This is a genomic window from Candidatus Viadribacter manganicus, from assembly GCF_001679665.1.
GTDB classification, from domain to species: domain Bacteria; phylum Pseudomonadota; class Alphaproteobacteria; order Caulobacterales; family Aquidulcibacteraceae; genus Vitreimonas; species Vitreimonas manganica.
This window is the reverse complement of record NZ_CP013244.1, coordinates 2554506-2578238: the sequence shown is the minus strand read 5'-3', so window position 1 is coordinate 2578238 and position 23733 is coordinate 2554506. Positions and strand designations below refer to the sequence as shown.

The following is a 23733-nucleotide window of genomic DNA, read 5'->3' as shown; positions in this document are numbered from 1 at the left end:
TCAGCCTTAAGGGTGGAACGTGCAGAAAGCTGCCATTTTTCAATCTGTTGGTCTCGCTGGCGCGCTCTTTCTGGCCGCCTGCTCGGGCGGTGACGCGGAACAGGCGACGGCAACAGCCGAAGGCCCCCTCGTCGAGGTCGTCGAAGTAACGCCGGCATCGGCGGCGGGCGCGATCCGCGCAAGCGGCATGGTGGGCTATCGCCGCGAACCCATCCTCGCCTTCACCTCGGGCGGCGTTATAGGCGCCATCGACGTAGATTCAGGTGATGTGGTGCGCCGTGGCCAGCGCCTTGCGACGCTTCGTAGAACGAACGCCGGCGCCAATTTGGACGAAGCGGCCCTTGCCCGCGCAAACGCCGAGCGCGATCTTGTCCGCGCGCAAGAACTTTACGAGCGCGGCTTTGTATCTGAAGCAAGATTGGAGGACGCGCGCCTTGCCGTGGCGCGCGCGCGTGACTCTTCGGTCCTCACCGCACCCGCTGACGGCGTCATTCTTCGCCGCGCCGCCGAGCCATCGCAGACACTGGCTGCCGGAACGCCGGTCTTAGTCCTGGGTGAAACGAACTCAGGAATTGTCGTTCGCGCGCCAGTGGCTTCGAGTGATGCTGCCCGCATCCGCGTCGGAGATACAGCTGAGATCCGCGTCAACGGCGCAGAACGTCCAGGACGCGTCACACGCGTCGGCGCCAAAGGCGATGCCGGCACAGGCGCGTTCGAGGTTGAAGTTGAAGTTACAGCGGTCGAAGGCCTACGCAGCGGCATGGTGGCTGAAGTCGAGATTGCCGCTCAACCTCAAGACACCAGCCAAGTCTCGATCATCGTTCCCACTCTCGCCTTGCTTGACGCACGCGCCGATCAAGGCGTCGTCTATGTTCTCGACGAGAACGCCGTCGCAAGACGCCGCGCGGTTCGCACTGCGGGCGTCACCCAAGCAGGCGTCATCGTTGTCGAAGGCCTCGCACCAGGAGATCGGGTCGTCGCCGCCGGCGCAGCTTACGTCCGCGACGGCGAGACCGTTCGCATTGCCGCCGGCACATAGATGCAGGCCATAACGCGCTTTTTCGTTGATCGCTGGCAGTTCAGCGCGGTGCTGTTTGCCTTGCTCGTGGCTTTGGGCATCGGCGCTATTTTCTCGATTCCAAAATCAGAAGATCCGATCACCGAATTTCCGGGCGTCGCTGTCGCGGTGATCTTACCCGGCGCGGATGCCGAGCAGATGGAACGTCTGGTCGCGATCCCGATCGAAGACCAGATCAACGCCATTGAGGACATCCGCGAAATTCGATCCGCTAGTCGCGCGGGCCTTGCTATCATCAATGTCGAGTTCGAGTGGGGCGCGGACGCCGAAGAAAAATTCGGCGAGGTGGTGCGCGAGATCAACGTCGTCCGGCCCAATCTCCCCGACGGCGTCGTCGACATTCGCATGCGCCGCTACAATCCGGCGCAAGCTGCCATCGTGCAGATGGCGCTCACCAGCGACGACGCCTCATTTCGTCAACTTGAAGCTTACGCGAAAGGCCTTCGCGATGCGCTTGAGCGTGCGCCGGGGGTTCAACAAGCTGAGGTTTGGGGCGCGCCGCCCGCGGAAGTGCGAGTTGCGGCGAACCTCGATCAACTCGCGGCCTATCGACTGCCGCTCGCAGCTCTCGGCGAGGCGCTTCAGCGCGAGGGTGTCGATACCCCGATTGGCGCGGTAGAAGCCGGTGGCCGGCGCTTCAACGTTCAATCATCGGGATCGTTCGACTCGCTCGATGAAATCAGGCGCGTGGCGCTGCGGGCGCAGAATGGCTCATTGTTGACAGTCGGTGACGTTGCCGACGTATCTTGGGCGAACGACGAGCGCGCGCATATTACCCGCTTCAACGGCCAGCGCGCTCTGTTCGTCAGCGCCCAGGCGCGTCTTGGCGAATCTATCTTCGACGTGATCGATGGCGTCCGCCCCCGCGTCGACGCCTTCGAACAATCATTGCCCGCCAACATCCAGCTGCATCGCGGCTTCGACCAATCAGAGACGGTTACGCACCGGCTCGGCAATCTTGCGCGCGACTTTGCAATCGCGCTGGCGCTGGTTTTGCTGACCTTGCTGCCATTGGGCTTTCGCGCCTCCATCGTTGTGATGGTGTCGATCCCGCTTTCTCTGGCGATTGGCGTGGTGGCGATCCAAGAGCTTGGCTATTCGCTCAACCAGCTCTCTATCGCCGGCTTTGTATTGGCGCTCGGTTTGCTGGTGGACGATTCCATCGTCGTTACCGAAAATATTGCACGCCACCTGCGCCAAGGCATGACCCCGCGCGAAGCGGCGATCGCAGGCGTCAGCGAGATCAACATTGCGGTCATTGGCTGCACGGCGACGCTGCTTTTGGCTTTCGTTCCGTTGATGGCATTGCCCGAGGGCGCGGGCGCCTTCGTGCGATCATTGCCGGTAGCGGTCGTCACGACCATCATTGCATCGCTGTTCGTGGCGCTGACGATCATTCCCTTTCTGGCGAGCCGCTTGCTGCCACGAAGCGGATCCGGTCATTCCAACGCCTTGTTGGACGGCGTCATGGGCGCGATCCACAACATCTATCGCCCGGCGCTCCACGTCGCGCTGGCGCATCCGCGCAAGACGGTGTTCGCTGGATTGGCTGCGTTTGTGCTATCGCTTGGGCTTATTCCGCACCTTGGCTTTAGCCTCTTTCCGGAAAACGACAGCCCCTATTTCCTCGTCGATATCGAGACACCGCAAGGAAGCGCCGTCAGCGAGACAGATAACGCCGTGCTCTATGCTGAGCGCGTGTTAGCCTCGCATCCGGAAATCGAATGGCGCTTCGCCAATAGCGGGCGCGGCAACCCGCAAATCTATTACAATGAGATCCCGCCGGAGCAGCTTTCGAACCAAGGCCAAATCTACGCGCGTTTCCACGAATGGCGGCGCGATGAAGGCATGCGCGTAATAGGAGAGATCCGAGAGCAACTCAGCCAATACCCGCGCGCGCGCATGAATTTGCGCCGCTTTGCAAACGGCCCGCCAATCGAAGCGCCGATTGCGGTGCGTATCAACGGACCGGATCTGGCGGCCCTCGGTGAGCTGGCAAGCGAAGTTGAGCGCATCATTCGCGAAACGCCGGGCGCACGCGAGGTATCCAACCCGACATCGGAACGGCTCATCGATCTTGATCTCAATGTCGACGATGCGGCCGCCGCCCTTCGCGGCGTTCAGGCCGGCGCAATTGATCATAGCTTGCGCATTGCCATTGCAGGGCTTCCCGTCGCACAGTTCCGTGACCCGGCGGGTGATGCTTTTCCTGTCGTGTTGCGCGCCCCGCGCGGAGAGACACTGCCGGTATCGGCGCTGGATCGGCTTTACATTTGGAACGGCCAAGGTGGCGCAACGCCCCTGGCGGAGATCGCGCACCCAACGATGGAGAGCGGACCTGCCTCGATCGACCGGGTGCAGCGTGAGCGGACAGCGACTGTCACGGCTTATACCGAACCCGGCTTTCTCATCAGCGGCGTCACCGCAGACGTTGCACAACGCTTGGAAGCCTTGCGCCTCCCCGCTGGTTATACTGTGTCGTTTGGTGGTGAAGCCGAGGCGCAAGCGCGAAGCTTTGGCGGCTTGGGACCGGCGATCCTAATTGCCATCTTTGGCGTTCTTGCCGTTCTCTTGCTGGAGTTCGGCACGTTCGCCGTAACGGGCGTCGTCGCGTTCGTTATTCCGTTCGGCATCATGGGCGGCCTGATCGCGCTCTTCATTGGCGGTGAGTCACTCTCATTCACGGCCATCATTGGCTTTGTTGCGCTCATCGGGATTGAGATCAAAAACTCGATCCTCTTGGTCGAGTTCGCCAATCAGGCGCGTACGCGCGGCGTGCCATTGCGCGAAGCGATCGAGACCGCTGGCGAAGTGCGCTTCCTGCCGGTGCTCTTAACGAGCGCCACAGCAATCGGCGGCATGACACCTTTGTTGCTGGAAGATTCGCCCCTGTTCTCGCCGATTGCTATGGTGCTTATCGGCGGGCTCATCAGCTCAACGCTCATCGCGCGTATCGTAACGCCGGCGATGTACCTTCTATTGGCGCCGAAGGACGAGGCGCAAGAGGCAAGCGCCTAAGCGGCGGACCGCACTGAATCCCCTCTTCGATCCTTGTCTGTGACGCCCGTCACCCTCCGCGCCCGAGCCGGTTCCGAGGCGTTGGAACCAACAAAACCAAGCGAAATCAGCACTGAATGTTCACCCGCACGCCGCCATGGCGGCGTCGCCAACATTACGCTTCGGTAGAACTTTTCATTGACGGGTTGGCAATCTTGGCCGCTACTCACACCCGCGCGGTCTAATTGAATATCAGGAGGCACGACGTGGCCATTGCCTTGTCGAATAACGCCAAATTGGGGATCGCCGCGACTAGTCTCGTGGCGCTTTTGGCGGTTGGTGCAATCACGCTTGGAGCCGTTCTACCTCCAGCAGGCGGCACCAGCGTTGGCACCATTGCACCAGCTGAGCGCTATCGCTCCGCTCAGGTGACCGATGCAGACGTCACGCTCGGCGATGACGCGGTGCCGCGGCTCATGCAGACGGATGCATTCCATCTCATGGTCAACGATCCCTCGTTCCGCGCGCTGGCGCGCGATCCGGGCTTTGCCGCCCTCGCCCAAAATCCCCAAGCCCTCGCCGCGATGGCGCAGGACGCGCAAGCGTTCTCAGCTCTCGCCCGCGATCCCCAGGCGTTCGCTGCGCTCGCAAGCGCAGCTCAAGCTGGCGCAGCGCAGGGTCTTGACGCTCAAGCCCGCAACGCCGACGCCTTCACGGCCTTGGCGCAAAATGCTCAGGCATTCCAGATCATGGCGCGCGAGCCACAAGCCTTCGCGGCCATGGCGCGTCATCCACAGGCGTTCGAAGCGCTGGCCCGCCACCCACAAGCGTTCGCCGCAATGGCGCGCAACCCGCAGGCCTTTGGCGCGTTCGCTCGCAACGCCAACTTCGCCGCCGCCGCGCGCAATCCGCAAGCCAATGCCGCGATGGCGCGCGACGCCGCAGCGTTTGAAGCTTTGGGTCGTGACGCTCAAGCGATGAGTGCGCTGGCAGCTGACGCGCAAGCGTTCGACGCTCTCGCACGTGACGCCGCAGCGTTCCAGGCTTTGGCGCGCGATGCGCAAGCCTTCGACGCGCTCGCCCGCAACGCACAGGCATTCCAAGCGATGTCGCGCAATGCCGAGGCGTTCAACGCTCTGGCGCGTGACGCTCAGGGCCTGACGGCGATGGCGCGCAGCGCCCAAGCGTTCCAGGCCCAAGGACGGACGCTCCAGGCTCTCGACGCACAAGCGATTTCGGCTCTTGCCGCCAACGCTCAAGCGTTCTCGGCCTTGGCGCGCGAACCGCAGGCGTTCGCCGCTATGGCGCGCTACCCACAAGCCTTCGAAGCGCTGGCCCGTCATCCGCAAGCGTTCGCCGCTATGGCGCGCAACCCACAAGCGTTTGCCGCGTTCGCGCGTGACGCCAACTTCGCAGCGGCTGCCCGCAACCCGCAGGCCAATACCGCGATGGCTCGCGACGCGCAGGCGTTCCAAGCGCTTGGCCGTGACGCTCAAGCCATGACGGTCTTGGCTCGTGACGCACAAGCGTTCGACGCCATGGCGCGCAATGCCCAAGCGTTCCAGGCAATGGCCCGCGATGCACAAGCGTTTGATGCGCTGGCGCGCAATGCCCAAGCGTTCCAGGCGATGTCGCGCAATGCTGAGGCCTTCCGCGCGCTTGCCGGCGATGCCCAAGCTCTAGCGGCTCTGGCGCGTAATGCTCAGGCGTTCCAGGCGCAAGCAGCGATCGCGCGCAATGGAGAGGGCATCAACGCCCAGGCCATGCAGGCGATGGCGCGCAACCCGCAGGCTTTCTCCGCCATGGCGCAAAACCCGCAGGCGTTCGAGGCGCTCGCTCGCAACGCTCAGGCGCTCAATGCCCTCGCCCGCAACGCAGACGCGTTCACGGCGCTGGCGCGCCAACCGGCCTTCGCCGCTCTGGCGCGCGAACCGGCCTTTGCGGTGATGGCGCGCGACGCCAACTTCGCCGCCGCCGTTCGGGCGAACTAAGGCAAAGCGACACGCCGCGTCACGCGAGACGCGGCGTGTTGTCTTCCAATGCATGCTAGGCCGGAGGACGTGGGGATCCGGACACTTCTACTCGCAACGGCTTTCACGCTAGCGCCCATCGCGATGGCGCAAGCGCAGGCGCAAACTGACGCTAGTGACACGCCAACCCAAGGCGAAGTCCTGTCGCCGCCCGCAACGGAAGAGGCGCCGCCTCCGGAGGCGCCTCCCCCCAGCCGCGACCCGGACGATATCCCGCTTATCGATTTATCGCGCCTCGAAACCGAGGACCTGCGTCTTCTTTATTTTGATCCATCCGAAACATATCTGACGCCTTACGTGGCGCGGAGCTTCCAGAACTCCCTCAACTTCGAGCGCCGTATTTTCGGCTGGGAGCCGTGGGATCAAGTCACGCTGTTGCTGAAGGACTTTGGCGATTACGGCAACGCCGCCGCGCGTTCGTCCCCCAACAACGCACTCCTTATCGACATCGCCCCGCTTAGCCTCGCCTATGAGACTTTTAGTCCAGGCGAACGTTTCTTCACGCTTACAAACCACGAAGTCACGCACGTGGCGCTGATGGACGTCTGGAACGAGCGCGATGCATTTTGGCGCCGCGCATTCGGCGGCAAGCCGATGCCGGTGCAAGAACATCCAGAATCGATCCTCTACAATTATCTCGCCACACCACGCGTAAACGTGCCGCGCTGGTTCCTCGAAGGCAGCGCCGTGTTCATGGAAACATGGATGGCCGGCGGCTTCGGCCGCGCGCAAGGCGCCTACGATGAGATGGTCTTCCGCTCAATGGTGCGCGACGACGCGCATTTTTACTCGCCAGTTGGACTGGAATCAGAAGGCATCTTCGTCGACTTCCAAGTGGGCGTGAACGATTACCTCTATGGAACGCGCTTCTTCTCGTACCTGGCGCAGCGTTACTCGCCAGAGCAAGTCGTGCAATGGCTACGACGCGATGAAGGCAGCGAGGCCTATTACCAATCGCAATTCCGGCGTGTTTTCGATCTTTCTCTCAATCAAGCCTGGAACGAGTGGATCGCATGGGAGCACAGCTTCCAGCGCAACAATCTTGAAGCACTGCGCGCTCACCCGCTGACTGAGGCGGTATCACTCTCGCCCCGCGCACTTGGCTCGGTTTCGCGGACATTCGTGGATCCGCGGACCGACGAGCTCATCGGCGCCTTCCGTTATCCGGGCGTGATTGGGCATCTGGGCGTACTCGATCCGGAAAGCGGCGAGATCCGTCACCTCACCGACATCAAGGGCGCGATGCTCTATCGCGTCACCTCGCTTGCCTACGATCCGGCAAGCAACACCGCATGGTACACCACGGACAATTACGCCTATCGCGACATCATTGAGATCGATGTTGCGACCGGCCATGAGCACATGGTTCTGCGCGACGCGCGCATCGGCGACATCGTCTTCAATCCGGCGGATCGTTCACTTTGGGGCCTTCGTCACCTCAACGGTTATGTGACGCTCGTGCGCATCCCTGCGCCCTATGAAAGCTGGAACCAGATCTACACGTTCCCCTTCGGACGTGTCCCGTTCGACCTCGACATCTCGGCTGATGGCGGAATGCTCGCCATGTCAGTCGGTGAGATAAACGGCGACCAATCCGTGCAGGTGTTCAACACCGCCGATTTGACAGCCGGCGCCACGCCAACACCGATTTCGACCTTTAGCCTAGGAACAGCGACGCCGGAGGGCTTTGTCTTCTCTCCGGATGGCCGCTATTTGTTTGGCAGCGCCTACTTTACAGGCGTCTCAAACATCTTCCGCTACGAACTTGCCACCCAAGAGTTGGAGGCCGTCTCAAATGCGGAAACAGGGTTCTTCCGACCGATCCCTCGCCCGGACGGTTCGCTCATCGTTTATGAATATACCGGCGAAGGTTTCAGGCCCGGCGTGATTCACCCTCTGCCGCTTGACGACCTCGGCGCCGTGCGTTTCCTCGGCGCAGAGATCGCGCAATCTCATCCTGTTGTCACAAATTGGACGGCGGGTTCGCCGGCAAACGTAGACCTCGATAGCCTCATTACCGAACAAGGCCATTACACCCCGCGTGACGAAATGCGACTGGGCGCCACCTATCCGGTCGTCGAAGGGTACCGAGGCCGCGTTGCGGTCGGGTATCACGCCGTGTTTGAAGATCCGTTGCAGTTCAACCAACTGCACATGACGCTGTCTTACCTTCCAAACTCACCATTCGAAGATCAGGACTGGCACTTCGACATCGAATACAAAACACTGCGCTGGCGCTTGCGCTATTGGCACAACGACGCCGACTTCTACGACCTCTTCGGCCCCACTGAACGCGCGCGCGCGGGCGATGCCTTCATTGTCGGGTATCACAACTCATTCATCTACGATCCACCGAGGCAGCTCGATTTCAGTATCGATGCCGCCTACTACACCGGTCTAGATACACTGCCTTCGGCGCAAGAGGTTTCGACCTCGTTCGATGAGCTTGCGAGCATCAACGCCCTATGGACCTACACCAACACTACCCGTTCACTCGGCGCCGTTGATCACGAGCGCGGCTGGCGTTGGAATGTCGCGCTCGGTGCGGACCACGCGAATGGCGAAACATTTCCAAGCGTTCGCGCCGGCGTCGATTTCGGCGTGCCACTGCCCTTAAACAACGCCTCCGCTTGGCTCTATACGGCAGCCGGAACAGTCGGCGGCGACGACGCCAGCCCGCTCAGCGCCTGGTACATGGGCGCCTTCGGCAACAATTATGTCGATGATCGGGAAATCAAACGCTATCGGGAATTCGATAGCTTCCCTGGCTTTGCGATCAACCAAATCGAAGCTCAAACATTCGTGCGCGCGGTCGGGGAGCTCAATCTGCCGCCACTGCGTTTCGAGGATCTGGGCGTGGCCAGCATCTTCCTCAGCTCGATGCGGCCGGCCTTGTTCGTTGGCGCACTAGAAGCAGAATCGCGCACGGGTTTAAATCGCTCCCTGCAGAGCGCCGGCGTTCAGACCGATTGGAATTTCACCGTCGCACATCGCTTGCCGATGACGCTCTCGCTCGGCTACGCCAGGGGCTTTGAAGATGGCGAAGCTGAAAGCGACGAAGTGCTTCTTTCGTTGAAGATCATGTGATGGATGGGGACCTTCTGGTTAAGGCGTTTGTCGCCCTGGCGCCGGTCGTGCTCCTTCTCGTCGTCTTCGATCGCCTTGACGCTTTCAACCTCATTAGCGCTCAAGAGATCTTGATCTTGCTTGGCGCTGGCGGCGCCATCGCGGGCCTGAGCTTTGTCGCCAATCTGCGCGTCATGGATGGGTTCCCCATCGGGTTCAGCGCATTCACGCGTTACATCTCTCCGATCATCGAAGAGACGCTGAAGGCAGCGCCCATCGTTTACTTGTTTGCGCGCAACCGTGTTGGCTTTAAGGTCGACGCGGCCATTGCAGGATTTGCGGTGGGAGCTGGGTTCTCAGTCATCGAGAACGTCTGGTACCTTTTTACGATCACCGACGCCAACGTAACCGCCTGGCTCGTGCGTGGGTTTGGCACCGCGATCATGCACGGCGGCGCCACGGCCATCTTTGCCATCATCTCGCATGAGATGACCGAGCGACAAGCTGAGAGCGCCGCCGCACATTATCGCTTCAATCCGCTCCTCTTTCTGCCGGGCCTCGGCGCCGCGATGATCATCCACTCGGTTTTCAATCACTTTCCCGAACAGCCTATCGTCATCATGGCGCTCACCCTTCTCACGGCGCCGGCAACCATCTTTCTTGCGCTCATTCGCAGCGATCACGCAACGCAGCAATGGCTGGCCGCCGATCGCGCCGCGCATGAACAATTGCTGGCAGAAATTCGCGCAGGGCATTTTTCAGCCACGCCACGCGGGCAAGCCATCGACGCCATTGCCACCCGCCTCGGCGAGAAGGCAGCCGATGCGCGCACCTATGTTGAACTCAAGACCGAACTCATCTTGCGCGCGGAAGAACTCATTCATGCGGCGCAGTCCGGACAAGCCACGACACTAACTGACCAAGACCGGACGAAGTTCGCAAAGCTCGAAACTCTAGAACTCACACTTGGCCGCACCACGCTCGCTGCGCTCTCGGCGCAGCTGGGCTTCACCCGCAACGATCTTTGGGAATTATCTCGCCTGCACGCACGCGTGCGCGGCGACGCTTAAGGCCTCTACTTTTGGGATTTGCTGGCAAATATCACAAGGCGTTGCACCAAGAAACTGGTCGCGCCCACGATTACCGCAATGGTGGCGAGCCCGATTTCACGCGGCCAGTGCATTTGTCCGATCAATAGCCAAGCCAAAGCCACGCCCATGCCAAGCAATGGCAGCTGCATCGACAAATAACCGAGCAACCCACGCCGATGCTGCACGTTCGAACGAAAGGTGATGGCGCGTTGGCAAAGATAGGTCGGGACAATGCACAGCGCATGCGCGACGCCCTGGGCGACCTGCGGTGGAAATCCAAAACCGGACGAAAAACTGATCGACAACAGCATCATGACCAAAGTGGCCGTACCGCCGACCGCGAGAAAACGCAGGAGCGTAACGCCATGGTCGTCGCTTTCGACAAGGGCGCCGAACCAGCGATGGAGAAGGTTGAGCTTCATCACCGCCCTAGAATCGTTGGAATGACGTTCTCGTTGAGCGTCGAGGCGCCAAAAAAGCAAAGACCGGCTGTTGCGATGAGCATCCAAGAATAGATATCGCGTGCAGCGAAGACGATCGGATCGTCATCCATTTCATCGCGCGCGACCTTCAGCCAGACCCGGCAGACCCAAACCAGACCGATTGCCGGCAGGCCCCAAAGCAGGAATGGTTCACGATAATGCGCCGTGATGGAGCGATCTTGGAGATAAAGCGCGAGCACGAGATTCGCAACGAACCCGGCGCTCACCCCCATCACGGTTAGGATCTCAGTATCGGTGCTCTTATAGCCGCGATGACTAACCTCACCGCCGCCACGCCTAGAAAGATCGCGCGTCTCGGCGACGCGCTTCACCAGAGCCAGGCTCAAGAAAAAGAAGCACGAAAAGGCAAGCAACCAATCGCTGGCGGCAAACCCGGTGGCTGCGCCGCCAAGCACGATGCGGATCGTGTAGAGGCCAGCGAGCAAGAAAACGTCCAACAACGCAACGCGCTTTAGCCACATCGAATAGCCGGTCGTCAGCGCCAAATATGCAAGCGCTAGCCAGAACACGCCGACGTACGACGCTAACCCAAGCCCAAGTCCCAAGAAAATAACGACGCTTGCCAAACCCCAGTGCAGCGGAAAGGTACCGGAGGCGAATGGCCTGAGTTTTTTGCGCGGGTGCGCGCGATCAGCGTCGATATCGGCCGCGTCATTCAACAAGTAGACGGCCGATGCTGTCAACGAGAGCGCCCAGAACGCCACGAATGCGTTCAACCAGGCATCGATCTGCATCCACCCTTGCCCAACAAGCATGGGCAAGAAGACGAGGAGGTTTTTGCTCCATTGCTGGGGACGAATGGCCCTAACGAACGCATCCGCTAATCCCACGGGGCGCACAAATTGGCGTTCGACGTCAAATTCCTTGGCCGCCATGTCGGCAAGGCCCGGCGATGCATTGACGACAACGGCGCGCTTTGCAGTGCGCCAGACCGCAATGTCCGCAACCTCGTTGCCGGCATAGACGAACCCGCCTGGATAGGCCGCAGCGAGCCGTTCAGCCTTCCGCGCTGATTTCAAATTGGTTTCGCCATCTGAAGCGAACACGGCGTCAAAAATCCCAACGTGCTCGGCCACCTTCTCAACGGCGACGCGATCACACGCCGAGGCCAGGACGATCTTTCGCCCCTTGGTGCGCTCTTCTCGCAGCCAACCTATGACACGTTCGTCGTATGGCAGCTCCGCTGGATCGAAATCGAAAATCTGAAAGATGCGCTGTTTCGCGTAGGCTCGCCCCCGCGTCAGCCACAGCAACAATGATGGGAGCAACCACGGCTTGCTGAACGCAAGTCGCACCATGCCCTCAATGAAAAGATCGCTGCGGATAAGCGTGCCGTCGAGATCGACAGCCAGGGGCGCCTCGCCCTCAGCCTCTAGATCCGCCCGATCGCCCACGCCCAACGCTCCAACCCACCCCACTGAACATGACGGGCGCGGCTCTACAAATTCGTTCGCCCTTATGACGAGGACGGTCCTGGCGCGAAAGCGGCCGGCGCGGATTGGAGCTATCGATTGCAGTGAGCGCCCCCTTCCGGGGGAGCAAGGCCTCAGTCGCCAGCATTTGGACGGTAGCCAACACCGGTTTCGGTGACAATCAGGCTTGGGCGCGCCGGATCCTTTTCGATCTTTTGGCGAAGATCACCGACCAACACACGCACGAATTGGGCGTCGATATCCTCTTCCCCACCCTGACCCGCATGCTCGAGAAAGACACGCAAGAGCTTTGCCTCGCACGGGGAGGCCCGAACCTCATATCCGTCGACGCACACGCGCCCGTTGTCGAAATCAATTGCAGCCGGCGCTTCGATCGTGAGCGCCTGCGTCGTCAAGCGCCGGGCGGGCGTTCGCACCCACAGGCGCGACACACGCGCCCCAAAGGTCGTCCCACTTGGCGATTTGCCCGCTCTCACCGGCGCTGCACTCATAGCCCAATCTGATCTTGAGGCGCATCTTCCGCCTTTTCGCGCGCCTCGCCAGCGAGGTGGGTGAACGCCAGTAAGAATCCACGCTTGAATGCATACGTATTAGCGCAAGAAGACCTCCGAGCTCCCCGCGCCGGTTGCAATATAATCGCGGTATAATAACAAGATCCGGGGGCCGACGGCTGGGTTGGGTAATCTATGCGCATCAAATGGCGTGAATTCTTCGATCAGACCCCGGCGAGCGCCCAATCTGAGAACGCGGCGCGATGAGCGCTGAGTTTGCTATGCCGCAGCTGTGGGCGATTTACCTCGCCGTGTTCGTTGCGCCCTTCATTCAAGAAGACGCCGCCGTCGTGGGCTCAGCCTCGGCGGCTTCACTGCACCCGGACGATGCGGGCGGAATCTTTCTAGTGTCGTTGCTCGGACTGATTATGAGCGACGGATGGAAATACTGGGCCGGCTATTTTGCCCAATCGTGGCCGCCGGCGGCGCGCTTAACCAACAATCCGAAAATCGCGACATTAAAGGAAGCAGTGCTAAGCCGGCTTGGCCTGGCGCTCCTCGGCGCACGTTTCATTCCAGGCACACGTATTCCTCTTTATTTGGCATGCGGCGTCTTCCGCGCGCCGTTTCGACGCTTTCTGCCACTGATTGCGCTGACTGCTAGTTTGTATCTCGGTTTGACCTATGGGTTATTTGCAGCGCTGGGCGAGATTGTCGGCGCGCGCTTGCAACATTTCTTGCCGTTTGTGATGGTTGGCATAGTGATCACCGTCATTGCCGTAACGGTGATCACCAATTTTATCAAAAGCCGCCGCGGCAGCGCCAATAGCTAAGCGTGCCGTAGCGCGCCAGTTTTTATTCCGCTGCGGCTCTGGCAGCTTCCAGATATTCTTTCGTTGGCAGTGGCCGCTCGAGTTGGGCCCAGTCGATCATCACATCGCCGGACATGTCCTCGTACTTTAGCGCACCCAACGCTTCGTACTTTGGACGCATGCGCTCGGTGAGGAGACCGACGCGCTTTAGGTTCGGCATGATGCGCTCAAAGAGCAATTCGCGGAAAAGGCCAATCACGGTTGAATCGAGGATATGCTTGCGCGCCGCCTCTTCATCGAAGCCATATTCACGGATCACATCCAGCCCAAACAGACGGTCACGCATGATGACACAGGCCTGATAGGCAAACTCGGCGCGATCTTCGATCTCTTGCTGAGGCAGCGCCTTGATCCAATCTTCGAGATAATTCACGCCGAAGGCGACGTGGCGACCTTCATCACGCATGACGAGTTCCAGAATTTGCTTGAGCAATGGATCTTTGGTCGTGCGAATCTGGGCGCCGAACGCTGCGAGCGCCAATCCTTCGATGATGAGCTGCATGCCAATGAATTTGAGATCCCAGCGCTCATCGGCGAGCACCTTATCGATCAGCGCCTTCAAATTCTTGTTGATCGGATAGACCATCTTGCAGCGGCGGCGAAGATAAGCGTTGAAGACTTCAACGTGCCGGGCCTCATCGAAGGTCTGTGACGCCGCGTAGAGCTTTGCGTCTGCTGTCGGCGCGCACGACACCAGTTGCGATGCGACAAGCAAAGCCCCCTGCTCGCCGTGCAGGAATTGGCTCATGGTCTGGGCGTGGCCCTTCCAGGCAAAACGCACCTTCTCTTCGTGGCTCAAAGCCTCGTATTCTGGATAGCCAGCAAGCGCACTCAGCGAAGATTCCGTCGGAAAGTCCGACATATCGCACGGCGCATCCCAATCGACATCGAGGTGCGCATTCCAATTGTGAACTTTGCCAAGTTCGTAGAGGCGACGAATCTTGGCGTTGGCGCTGTCGTAATCCCAGTTGAACGAGCCAATAAGAGGCGTGTGAAAGATCTCACGGATGGTCTCGACGTCGTCCATCGTCAATTTGTCGACAAGATCAGTTTCTTCGAAACTGCGCACATCTTGCGGCGGACCTTCAACAATAGTGACACGCATTTTTTCGCTCCCTAAAAATGACGCTGGCGTCAAGTTTATGGAGACACGACGCTTCACGCCGGGCATTGATCGCGATCAACTTAGTTCAAAGGTTCATGGGGCCCCGCCAAAAGGCAAAGCGGCCGATGCTTTTCAGCATCGGCCGCCCGCGCGCTTAGAAGGGAGAGGTCTTAGCGCTTTATCGCCCCCGCGTGATCCAGGTTGCCCACGCAAGTACGACACCGAATGTCGTCATGACAGCGACGACGAGCCAGATGAACGGATCAAGTCCCATCACGATCAAGTCCTAGAAACGGTAGGCGATCGAGGTGGAGACAACCCAAGGATTGATATCGACTTCGTCGGTGGCGCTGATGTCGCCCGAAATGGTCACATCGGTATTGATCCAGATGCGGCGCACGTCGAAGTTGACGCCCCAATGTTCGTCGAACCGATAGTCGACGCCCGCTTGCAGCGCCGGGCCAACGGAAGAATCGTATTCAACGTGACGGCCAGCCGGCGGTTCGCTGTCGATGAACGATGTAAAGTTCACTCCGGCCCCAACATAAGGCTCGACTTGGCCGAAATTGGTCCAGCGATACTTCAACGTCACCGTTGGCGGAAAGTGTGTGACTTGACCTAAGTCGATGGCGCCGCCAGCGGCCGTAACATCGTGGGTGGCGACGCAGCACAGCAACTCGGCCGAGACGTGATCGTTGAAAAAATATTCGATCTGCAGCGACGGCACGTATTCGTCGGAAATTTCGACATCGATCGGATTGCCGCTCTCATTTGGGAGCACGCCCGAAACGCCAAATTTCACCTGAAAGTTGTCCAACACGCCTGCTTGCGCCGGCGCGGCGAGCGCCAAGGCCGCAACTGCCGCAATAGCGGCAACCCCAATTTTGGTCATTTCAATCCCCTGTACTGAACAGCACAAGGATGACGCAGGTTCATTTTTGGCGTTTGACGCGGATCAAACATTGCCAGCCATCACCTTGGACAAAGCGTCGCGGATGCCGTGACGCGACGCTAAAAAGGCTGATCCTCCTCATCCGTGATCAAGACACGATGTGAAGCGCCATCAAGGTCTTCATATTGGCCAGAACGCAAACTCCAGAAGAACGCACATAATCCTAGCGCCGCCATAAAGAGCGCGGCTGGGATCAGGAAGATCATGACGTTCATGGGTGCCTCCAGCCAAGTTGGAGGCGCAAGGCATTTAGCGTCACGATAAGCGATGACCCCGACATCGCCAAAGCCGCGATGAGCGGCGTTAGAAAGCCGGCGGCAGCCAAAGGCGCCGCAATCACATTGTAGAGCGCCGAGAAGCGAAGGTTTTCCAGCGCTCGGCTTTGCGCCATCTTCGCAACATCAATCGCCTCAATCAGCGGCATCAATTGCGCGCCCTGCAACACCAGATCGGCCGCAGCTTGGCTCGCCTCAAGCGCCGTGCCCGGCGAGGCAGAGGCATGTGCCGCGGCAAGCGCTGCTGCATCATTGAGGCCGTCACCGACCATGAGAGGCTTTTTGCCTTCCGCACGAAGAGCAGCAAGACGCGCTGTCTTATCGGCCGGCGAGGCGGCGCCCTGCCATCTTTCAATCCCCGCTTCGCGCGCGGCCGCTTCTACCGCTATTGGTCGATCGCCCGAGATAAGTTCAACTTCGATGCCGCGTTGACGGAGCGCTGCAATGACCTGCGCTGCATCGGCGCGCAGCGCATCGACAAATGCAAACCGCACCGGTGATGCATCACCGTTAGCGAACCAAAGTTCGGCGGCATCATCCTCAGCCTCGCTGGACGCGGGCGCTGCAAAGCTGCGCCGCCCCAACCGCATTGCGCCTGCCTCAATACCTTCTCCTGGCGCTTCGCGTGCATCCTTTGCAGCCAGCCCCGGCCCCGCCACCTCGACTAAAGCCCGCGACAATGGATGGCGCGAAATGCGCGCGAGCGAAGCTGCCGCGCTCAACACCTTGGGATCGACAACGCCAACGAGGCGCGGCTTGCCGAGCGTCAAAGTCCCGGTCTTATCGAACACGGCGACGTCGACTTGCGCCAATCTCTCCAACGCGTCGCCTGATTTCACCAACACGCCGCGCTTGAACAAGCGGCCGGTCGCCACGACCTGCACCGCAGGCACAGCAAGGCCTAGTGCACACGGGCACGTAATAATGAGAACCGCAACGGCATTCATAAGCGCCGCGCGAAGGCCAACATCGAGGGTCTCAAAGCCGAACAAGCGCAACAGCGCCGGCCCAAACATCCAGCCCAAAAACGTCGCCAACGCCAACGAGTGAACGACCGGCACATAGAGGGCTGCGGCCTTTTCGGCCAACCGAACAAAACGCGTTCGGCCCTGTTCGCCGACTTCGATCAGCCGCGCCAGTTCAGCAATCGAGGAATCGCGCGCTGGCGCTGTGGCGCGCACAATCAAACGCTGACCAACATTGATCACCCCCGCATGGATGGCGTCGCCAATGCGCACGGGCTGAGGCAAAGTTTCGCCCGTGAGCATCGATCGGTCGAGCTCAGAAACGCCTTCAAGAACCACGCCATCAACCGGCGCGCGATCCCCTGCGGCGAGGATGAGCCGATCGCCGGCGACGATATCGTTGGCGCTGATGGCTTCAACATGGCCGTCAAGGCCAATGCGCGAGGCCGTGATCGATTGAAGGGCCAACAAATCGCGCGCGGCCGTGCGCGCCTGCTCTCTTAAGCGGTGATCGAGATAGCGCCCGATCAGCAAAAAAAAGAGCAGCATCGTAATGCCGTCGAAATAGGCGTGCTCGCCTTGCTGCAAAGTCTCGGCGATCGAGATGGTGAGTGTCAGCACAACCGCCAAAGAAATTGGCACGTCCATATTCGCCCGGCGCGCGCGAAGCGCGGTCCAGGCCGAACGAAAGAAAGGCTGTGCTGCATAAAGCGCCGCCGGTATGGCGATCAGCGCCGAGATCCAATGCAGCAGGGTGCGCGTGCCCTCCCCCATCTCTCCGTCCGCAGACCAAACGGGCACCGAAAACATCATGATGTTCATCGCGGCAAAGCCCGCGACAGCGAGATAACGTAAAAGCTTGCGCCCCTCTTCATCCACCTGACGCGCCGCCGCTGCTGGATCGAACGCTGCCGCACCGTACCCCATTTGGGTCAAGGCATCGGTGATGGCCGCTGGCGCAACCGCACCCGGCGACCATGCAACTTTAAGCCGGGCAGTGGAAAGATTGAGCCGCGCGTCACTAACGCCGGGGAGCGCCAGCAATCCGCTTTCAATCTTGCGAATGCAACCGGCGCACTTAGCGCCCTGGATCATGAGCTCAAGCGTGTCATGACCCGCGCCGTCCCGGCGCACGAACGGCGCCGGATCTGCTCGCCGCTCCGCTTCAACGGGCGCCAAGCCTGATGGGCAGCCAGGTGCAACTAATGTGTCGGCCATGTCAGTTCCGATTCAAAATCCAGTGCATCGGCGCCGCGCTCCGCGCGCGCGCGCAAGCGCCAACGCCCCGCCGTCAAGGTGTCAAGGCGTGCAATATAACGGCCGCCACCTTGCGACTCGAAAGTCAGCGCGCGATCCAATTGGGAATTCGTCGGCCACTCAAGCTCGCCGGTTATCGTTGCGCCACTGATCGCCTCGGCATCGCGTCCACTGACCACGACCACCAGCGCCGCTCCCTGATTATCACTGCGCAGCTCCGTCGTTGCACGCCATCCAAGCGCTGCTTGCTCACGGCGCTCGGCGAGCGTCTCGTTATAATTCAGACCCTGCAAGTAGGAACGGCGCACATCCTCGCCAGGAAATGATTGGACCGCAAGGACAGCGAAGGTGACGTTGACGCCGATAATGGTCGCAAAGAAGGCGAGTATCGTCACGAGGACATGCCAACCGCGAATCTCAAAAGTGGCCGTGTTCATGGGGGACTTCCTGCTAAAAAAGCCGAAGCGCTGGTTGCAACATCATTGCTGTTGGTGTCGCGGATCATAAAGCGGAGCGGGTGAGAGCCCTCGCCGACATCCGATGGCGCAACAACGTGAATGCGTACATTGGTCACGGTGTCGGGCTTGGCCTCAACGATAACCCGACCCTCAACCTCGAGCGCCGGCACAAAGAGCCGCGCGCCGGAAAGGCCATCTAAAGTGATTTCAACCTGGCGCGCGCGATCGGTCATATTGATCAGCTTCAATGCATAATCATTGCGTATATCGCCGTCCGCCAAGCGCACGAACGGCGGGCTGCGATCGCGGATGACGTTGAGATCCAGCGTCTGACGCGTCGCAAGACCATAGATCATGAACGCCGCCACTAGGGCCATCAGCGTGCCATAAAGAACGGTGCGCGAACGGATGAGACGATAGACGCCGCCTTTACCTTGCTTGCGGCGTTCGACATTGGCGTAGCTATCATAAGCAATGAGCCCCGTTGGTCGGCCCACCTTCTTCATGATCTCATCGCAGGCATCGATGCACAGCGCGCAATTGATGCACTCAAGTTGATCGCCATCACGGATGTCGATGCCTTGGGGACAAACGGCCACGCATTGGCGGCAATCGATGCAATCGCCGCGCCCTTCCCAACTCTCATGCTTTTTGTGTGCGCCGCGCGGCTCTCCCCGATCAACGCGGTACGTCACGCTTAGTGCGTCCTTGTCGATCATTGCCGCCTGGATACGTGGCCATGGGCACATATAAGTGCAGACCTGCTCGCGCATCGTGCCAGCGAGCGCATACGTCGTAAATGTCAAAATGCCGATGAAGAGGTAGACGACCGGGTCGGCTTGCCCGGTGAATATCTCACGGAATAGAGTTGGCGCGTCGCCAAAATAAAAGACCCACGCACCGCCCGTTGCGGCAGCGATCGCAATCCAAGCGATGTGCTTGGAGAGCTTTTTGCCTAGCTTCGAAAGCGACCAGGGCTCTTTGTCGAGGCGCATACGCGCGTTGCGATCACCTTCAATCGCGCGCTCAACGTAAATGTAAAGATCGGTCCAAACTGTTTGCGGGCACGCGTAACCACACCACACACGGCCAAACAAAGCGGACGAAAGGAAAATCGCAAACGCCGCAAGGATCAAGAGGCCGGTTATATAATAAACTTCCTGCGGCCAGAGCTCGATGAAAAAGAAAAAGAAGCGACGGGCCTCAAAATCAACCAGCACGGCCTGGTCGGCGCGACCAACGCCGCGATCCCAGCGCAGCCAGGGCGTAATATAATAGATGCTGAGCAGCACGATCATGGCCGCCCATTTGAGGTTGCGAAAAAACCCCTGCGCGAGCTTTGGATAGATTTGCTCGCGCTTTTTGTAGAGTTCTCTTGCCTCTTTGGAATTGACGGCGCGCGCCTCGATGCTGTGCTCGTCGGCGCGCGCCGTTGTATCGATGAGAGTAACCTTGGTCATGCCGCTAACGTAGCGGCGCGCCCGGGGCTGCGTTTTGAGCTGGCTCAGAAGTCGAGGCCGGGATCACAGGTGGGGGTGCGTCAGCTTCGCCCCCACCCATTTCATGGACATAATAAGCAAGCGCTCGCAAGGTTCCAGCATCAAAGCGCCGTTCCCAGGACGGCATCACCCCGCCGCGACCCATCTCCACTTGGCGACGGATCTCTTCGCGTGAGCCACCATAGAGCCAGACGTCATCGTTGAGGCTCGGCGCTCCAACTGCACGATCGCCAGCCCCGCCTGTCCCGTGGCAGGCAGCGCATTGCTCTTGGAAGATGACGGCGCCTCGCGCGGCAGCGGCATTGTCGGCATGTAAGCGGGTGTTTGCGGTCGATATTGCGATCACATGTTCTGTCACATCTCCAATCTGCTGGGTGTTAAGCAGCTGGTCGCGGCCAAAGGCCGGCATCATCGACATACGAGTATCGGGGTGATCAGCACGAACGCCGACACGCAGAGTGTGTTCAATGTCGGCAAGTGAACCGCCCCAAATCCAAACGTCATCCGCGAGCACTGGATATCCAGGCGCACCCGCGCCGCCGGCGCCGTGGCAGGTTCGGCAATAATCGCCGAACACGGACTCCCCTGCTGCGCGGGCAAATTCCTGCAGCTCTGGATCTGCGGCGATCTCGGCGGTGCTCGCGCTGGCGAGCCGTTCGAACAAGGGCGCACGCGCCGAGCGCAGGGCATTAACATCAGCAGCGACATTGCTGCGATCAGAAAAGCCCAAAATGCCTTTGGTATAGCCATTGCCGATCGGCCAGGCCGGCATCAGCACCCAGTAGATCACGGCCGCAAGAATGCAGGCATAGAAGATATAGAGCCACCAGCGCGGCAGCGGGGTATCCAACTCCTTTAAACCGTCCCATTCATGACCAGTGGTTTCTGTGCCACTCACATGGTCGCGCTCACGATCAGCCATTGTCGTCCCCATTTTCGAGCGGGCTGCGCGCCGCATGATCGAACTTCAACTTGTTTCCGGGCCACAGCGCATAGATCACCGCGAGCCCGAAGCACACGGCAAGGAGCACAAGGCCCGATGTCTGTGCGAGGTGTGAGGCTTGCTCATAGCTCATGGCGCTTACCTCGTGTTCTCAGGCGCGTCGGCTTGATAGGTGCTGAAATCAACGCCAGAGCCGAGCATCTGCAAGTAGGCAATCAACGCATCCATCTCGGTTACGCGATTTGGATTGCCGTCAAAATCGCGAACGGCGGCGCCGGGGTAACGCTGCGAAAAATCGTACGCGTTTGAGCCCAGAGGCTCAGCCTGCGCACGTGCGTCGCTCGGCGCATTCGCCAATTGCTCATCGGTATAAGGAACGCTGAGCAAGCGGTTGGCGCGCACGTGATCACCCATAAGCGAGGTATTGACGTCAGCGCGCGCCAAGAATGCGTAGGGCGGCATCACCGATTCTGGCACAACCGAGCGTGGATTTTCCAAGTGCGCGCGGTGCCACTCATCCGAGTAGCGATTGCCGACCCGGGCCAAGTCCGGTCCCGTGCGCTTTGAGCCCCATTGGAAAGGGTGATCGTACATGCTCTCGGCCGCCAGCGAGTAGTGACCGTAACGCTCAACTTCATCACGCAGCGGGCGGATCATTTGCGAGTGGCAAACATAGCAGCCTTCGCGAATGTAGATTTCCCTGCCGGCCAGTTCGAGCGGCGTATAAGGACGCACGCCCTCGACGCGCTCGATTGTGCTCTCGATGAAGAAGAGCGGCGTAATCTGCACCAAGCCGCCGATAGAGACGACGACCAGGATGCCGATGATGAGAATGAGCGAGTGACGCTCGAACCACTTATGGAAGGTCCACATATTTGCCCCCGCCTATTCCGCCGCGACCGCTTGGGCCGGGACATCGGTGACGCGGACATGCTCTGGATCTTTCGCCGTTGCAGTGCGCCACAAATTGTACGCCATGATGAGTGCGCCGAGCAGGAACAGCGTCCCACCAAGAGCGCGGATGATGTAGTAAGGATGCATGGCCTCAACCGTTTCGACGAACGAGTATTCAAGGAAGCCAAACTCGTTATAGGCGCGCCACATCAGGCCCTGCATGATGCCCGCAACCCACATCGAGGTGATGTAAAGCACGATGCCGATGGTCGAGAGCCAGAAGTGCCATTCAACCAGCGCGTTGGAGAACAGACCCTTGCGCTTCCAGAGCCACGGCACGAGGCAATACAGTGCGCCAAAGCTCACGAAACCAACCCAGCCAAGCGCACCGGAATGCACGTGCCCGATCGTCCAATCGGTGTAGTGCGACAGCGAGTTGACGGCGCGCACCGACATGACCGGCCCTTCGAACGTCGACATGCCGTAGAACGCCACCGACACGACCAGCATGCGAAGCACTGGATCGGTGCGAAGTTTGTCCCAGGCGCCAGAGAGCGTCATGAGACCGTTGATCATGCCGCCCCAGCTCGGCATCCAAAGCATGATCGAGAACGTGGCGCCGAGCGTCTGTGCCCATTGCGGCAGCGCCGTATAGTGAAGATGGTGCGGACCCGCCCAGATGTAGAGGAAGATCAGCGCCCAAAAGTGGATGATCGAAAGCCGGTAGGAATAAACTGGACGATCAGCTTGCTTCGGGATGAAGTAGTACATGATGCCGAGGAAGCCGGCTGTGAGGAAAAAGCCGACAGCATTGTGGCCATACCACCACTGGGTCAGCGCATCTTGAACACCAGAGAAGAGCGAATAGCTGAACCAGCCGCCGAAACTGACCGGCAGCGCCAGATTGTTGACGATGTGCAGCATCGCGATCGTGACGATGAACGCCAGATAGAACCAATTGGCGACATAGATGTGCTTTTCTTGCCGCTTCCAAATCGTCCCTAAAAAGACCAGCAGATAGACGACCCAGACCAGCGTCAGCCAAAGGTCAGTGTACCACGGCGGCTCGGCGTATTCGCGGCCTTCGGTAACGCCCAGCAGATAGCCCGTCCCAGCCAGCAGGATGAAGAGCTGATAGCCCCAGAACACAAACCAGGGCCACAGACCACCAGCGAGGCGGGCGCGGCAGGTGCGTTGAACGACATAAAAACTCGTCGCGATAAGAACGTTGCCGCCGAAGGCGAAGATGACGGCGGAGGTGTGCAAAGGCCGCAGCCGACCGAAATTCGTCCATCCCCATTCAGCGAAGTAGAGCAGATTTGGGAACGCGAGCTGCGCTGCAATGACGACGCCGACGAGAAAGCCGGCAATGCCCCAAAACATCGAAGCGACGACGCCAGCTTTGACGACGCCGTTTTCGTAGCGTGAGGATTGATCCGGCGCGCCGCCTCGTCCAACGAAGCCCACCAGCATTGCCGCGCCGGCGAGGAAGGCAAGCAGCGCCGTCCACATTTGGATGGCGAACCGCGAATCGGTCGCGTTCGCCGCCCCCCACAGCGCAAAGTAACTCCCCGCTATAAGGATCGCGCCGATCGCCCAGGCATCAAGCCGACCGGTGTGTTGTCTAGCTACGCTCGTCGTCATTCCCGCCACTCCCCGCCAACGCACACGTGCGCCGTTTCCGAGAAACTCTAAAAGGGCGGTAACAGCGCTCGCGCGAGGCACCTTTGATCTGGCTCAAGATGCGCGCCTGCGACGCAGGTATTTGCTGTCGCGAGGAGCCGATCATGCGGGTTGATAATTCTCGAACCATCACTGCGTCCG

The 23733-nt window shown here is 59.9% G+C and carries 19 protein-coding genes; 6 read left to right on the top strand and 13 right to left on the bottom strand.

What is annotated here, in order from left to right:
- The first annotated feature begins 19 nt into the window (after nucleotides 1-19).
- From ATE48_RS13200 to ATE48_RS13180, 5 genes are all read left to right on the top strand, one after another.
- Nucleotides 20-1039 carry an efflux RND transporter periplasmic adaptor subunit gene (locus ATE48_RS13200; protein WP_066772243.1) on the top strand — a complete coding sequence of 340 codons (1020 nt, stop codon included), beginning with the start codon at nucleotides 20-22 and terminating at the stop codon, nucleotides 1037-1039.
- Nucleotides 1040-4096 (top strand): efflux RND transporter permease subunit, encoded by a 3057-nt coding sequence (locus tag ATE48_RS13195; protein WP_066772241.1) that lies wholly within the window; start codon nucleotides 1040-1042, stop codon nucleotides 4094-4096.
- 245 nt (nucleotides 4097-4341) lie between these two features.
- A complete protein-coding gene (locus ATE48_RS13190) occupies nucleotides 4342-6066 on the top strand; it encodes a phage tail tape measure protein (protein ID WP_066772239.1) in 1725 nt (574 codons plus the stop codon).
- A 69-nt stretch (nucleotides 6067-6135) separates the two neighbouring features.
- Nucleotides 6136-9192 (top strand): YncE family protein, encoded by a 3057-nt coding sequence (locus tag ATE48_RS13185; RefSeq protein WP_156767763.1) that lies wholly within the window; start codon nucleotides 6136-6138, stop codon nucleotides 9190-9192.
- Nucleotides 9192-10241, top strand: coding sequence for a PrsW family glutamic-type intramembrane protease (locus ATE48_RS13180; protein WP_066772236.1), 1050 nt, complete (start codon nucleotides 9192-9194; stop codon nucleotides 10239-10241). The genes ATE48_RS13185 and ATE48_RS13180 overlap by 1 nt, the downstream gene beginning before the upstream one ends.
- 5 nt (nucleotides 10242-10246) lie before the next feature.
- Here ATE48_RS13180 and ATE48_RS13175 read toward each other — a convergent pair whose 3' ends face one another.
- The 3 genes from ATE48_RS13175 to ATE48_RS13165 form a co-directional block, all read right to left on the bottom strand.
- Nucleotides 10247-10684, bottom strand: coding sequence for a GtrA family protein (locus tag ATE48_RS13175; protein WP_066772233.1), 438 nt, complete (start codon nucleotides 10682-10684; stop codon nucleotides 10247-10249).
- Nucleotides 10684-12159 (bottom strand): UbiA family prenyltransferase, encoded by a 1476-nt coding sequence (locus ATE48_RS13170; protein WP_066772232.1) that lies wholly within the window; start codon nucleotides 12157-12159, stop codon nucleotides 10684-10686. The genes ATE48_RS13175 and ATE48_RS13170 overlap by 1 nt, the downstream gene beginning before the upstream one ends.
- 152 nt (nucleotides 12160-12311) lie before the next feature.
- Nucleotides 12312-12689 carry a winged helix-turn-helix domain-containing protein gene (locus ATE48_RS13165; protein ID WP_066772229.1) on the bottom strand — a complete coding sequence of 126 codons (378 nt, stop codon included), beginning with the start codon at nucleotides 12687-12689 and terminating at the stop codon, nucleotides 12312-12314.
- 263 nt (nucleotides 12690-12952) lie between these two features.
- Here ATE48_RS13165 and ATE48_RS13160 point away from each other — a divergent pair, with 263 nt between their 5' ends.
- Entirely contained in the window at nucleotides 12953-13522 is a 570-nt protein-coding gene (locus tag ATE48_RS13160) for a DedA family protein (RefSeq protein ID WP_066772227.1), read from the top strand.
- A 22-nt stretch (nucleotides 13523-13544) separates the two neighbouring features.
- On the opposite strand, the gene ATE48_RS13155 is transcribed toward ATE48_RS13160, so the two are convergent.
- The 10 genes from ATE48_RS13155 to ccoN all read right to left on the bottom strand — a co-directional run bounded on the left by ATE48_RS13155 (nucleotide 13545) and on the right by ccoN (nucleotide 23553).
- Nucleotides 13545-14666 carry a ferritin-like domain-containing protein gene (locus ATE48_RS13155; protein WP_066772225.1) on the bottom strand — a complete coding sequence of 374 codons (1122 nt, stop codon included), beginning with the start codon at nucleotides 14664-14666 and terminating at the stop codon, nucleotides 13545-13547.
- Nucleotides 14667-14952: 286 nt separating this feature from the next.
- Nucleotides 14953-15558: an OmpW/AlkL family protein gene (locus ATE48_RS13150; RefSeq protein ID WP_066772223.1), complete on the bottom strand. Its 606-nt coding sequence runs from the start codon at nucleotides 15556-15558 to the stop codon at nucleotides 14953-14955.
- A 119-nt stretch (nucleotides 15559-15677) separates the two neighbouring features.
- Nucleotides 15678-15833: a cbb3-type cytochrome oxidase assembly protein CcoS gene (gene ccoS, locus ATE48_RS13145; RefSeq protein ID WP_066772221.1), complete on the bottom strand. Its 156-nt coding sequence runs from the start codon at nucleotides 15831-15833 to the stop codon at nucleotides 15678-15680.
- Nucleotides 15830-18076, bottom strand: a complete 2247-nt coding sequence (locus ATE48_RS13140) for a heavy metal translocating P-type ATPase (protein WP_083197340.1) — start codon at nucleotides 18074-18076, stop codon at nucleotides 15830-15832. Before ATE48_RS13140 ends, ccoS begins: the two co-directional genes overlap by 4 nt.
- On the bottom strand, nucleotides 18061-18552 hold the full coding sequence (locus ATE48_RS13135) for a FixH family protein (protein WP_066772219.1): 492 nt from the start codon (nucleotides 18550-18552) through the stop codon (nucleotides 18061-18063). The genes ATE48_RS13140 and ATE48_RS13135 overlap by 16 nt, the downstream gene beginning before the upstream one ends.
- Nucleotides 18549-20033, bottom strand: coding sequence for a cytochrome c oxidase accessory protein CcoG (gene ccoG, locus ATE48_RS13130; protein ID WP_066772217.1), 1485 nt, complete (start codon nucleotides 20031-20033; stop codon nucleotides 18549-18551). Before ccoG ends, ATE48_RS13135 begins: the two co-directional genes overlap by 4 nt.
- Nucleotides 20034-20037: 4 nt before the next feature.
- The gene (ccoP, locus tag ATE48_RS13125; protein WP_066772216.1) at nucleotides 20038-20994 is read right to left on the bottom strand and encodes a cytochrome-c oxidase, cbb3-type subunit III; all 957 of its coding nucleotides are present in this window, start codon (nucleotides 20992-20994) and stop codon (nucleotides 20038-20040) included.
- Nucleotides 20987-21148, bottom strand: a complete 162-nt coding sequence (locus tag ATE48_RS13120) for a cbb3-type cytochrome c oxidase subunit 3 (protein ID WP_066772215.1) — start codon at nucleotides 21146-21148, stop codon at nucleotides 20987-20989. The genes ccoP and ATE48_RS13120 overlap by 8 nt, the downstream gene beginning before the upstream one ends.
- 5 nt (nucleotides 21149-21153) lie before the next feature.
- Complete coding sequence (gene ccoO, locus ATE48_RS13115) at nucleotides 21154-21888, bottom strand: cytochrome-c oxidase, cbb3-type subunit II (protein ID WP_066772214.1); 735 nt, start codon at nucleotides 21886-21888, stop codon at nucleotides 21154-21156.
- A gap of 12 nt (nucleotides 21889-21900) precedes the next feature.
- A complete protein-coding gene (ccoN, locus tag ATE48_RS13110) occupies nucleotides 21901-23553 on the bottom strand; it encodes a cytochrome-c oxidase, cbb3-type subunit I (RefSeq protein ID WP_066772212.1) in 1653 nt (550 codons plus the stop codon).
- Nucleotides 23554-23733: the final 180 nt, after the last annotated feature.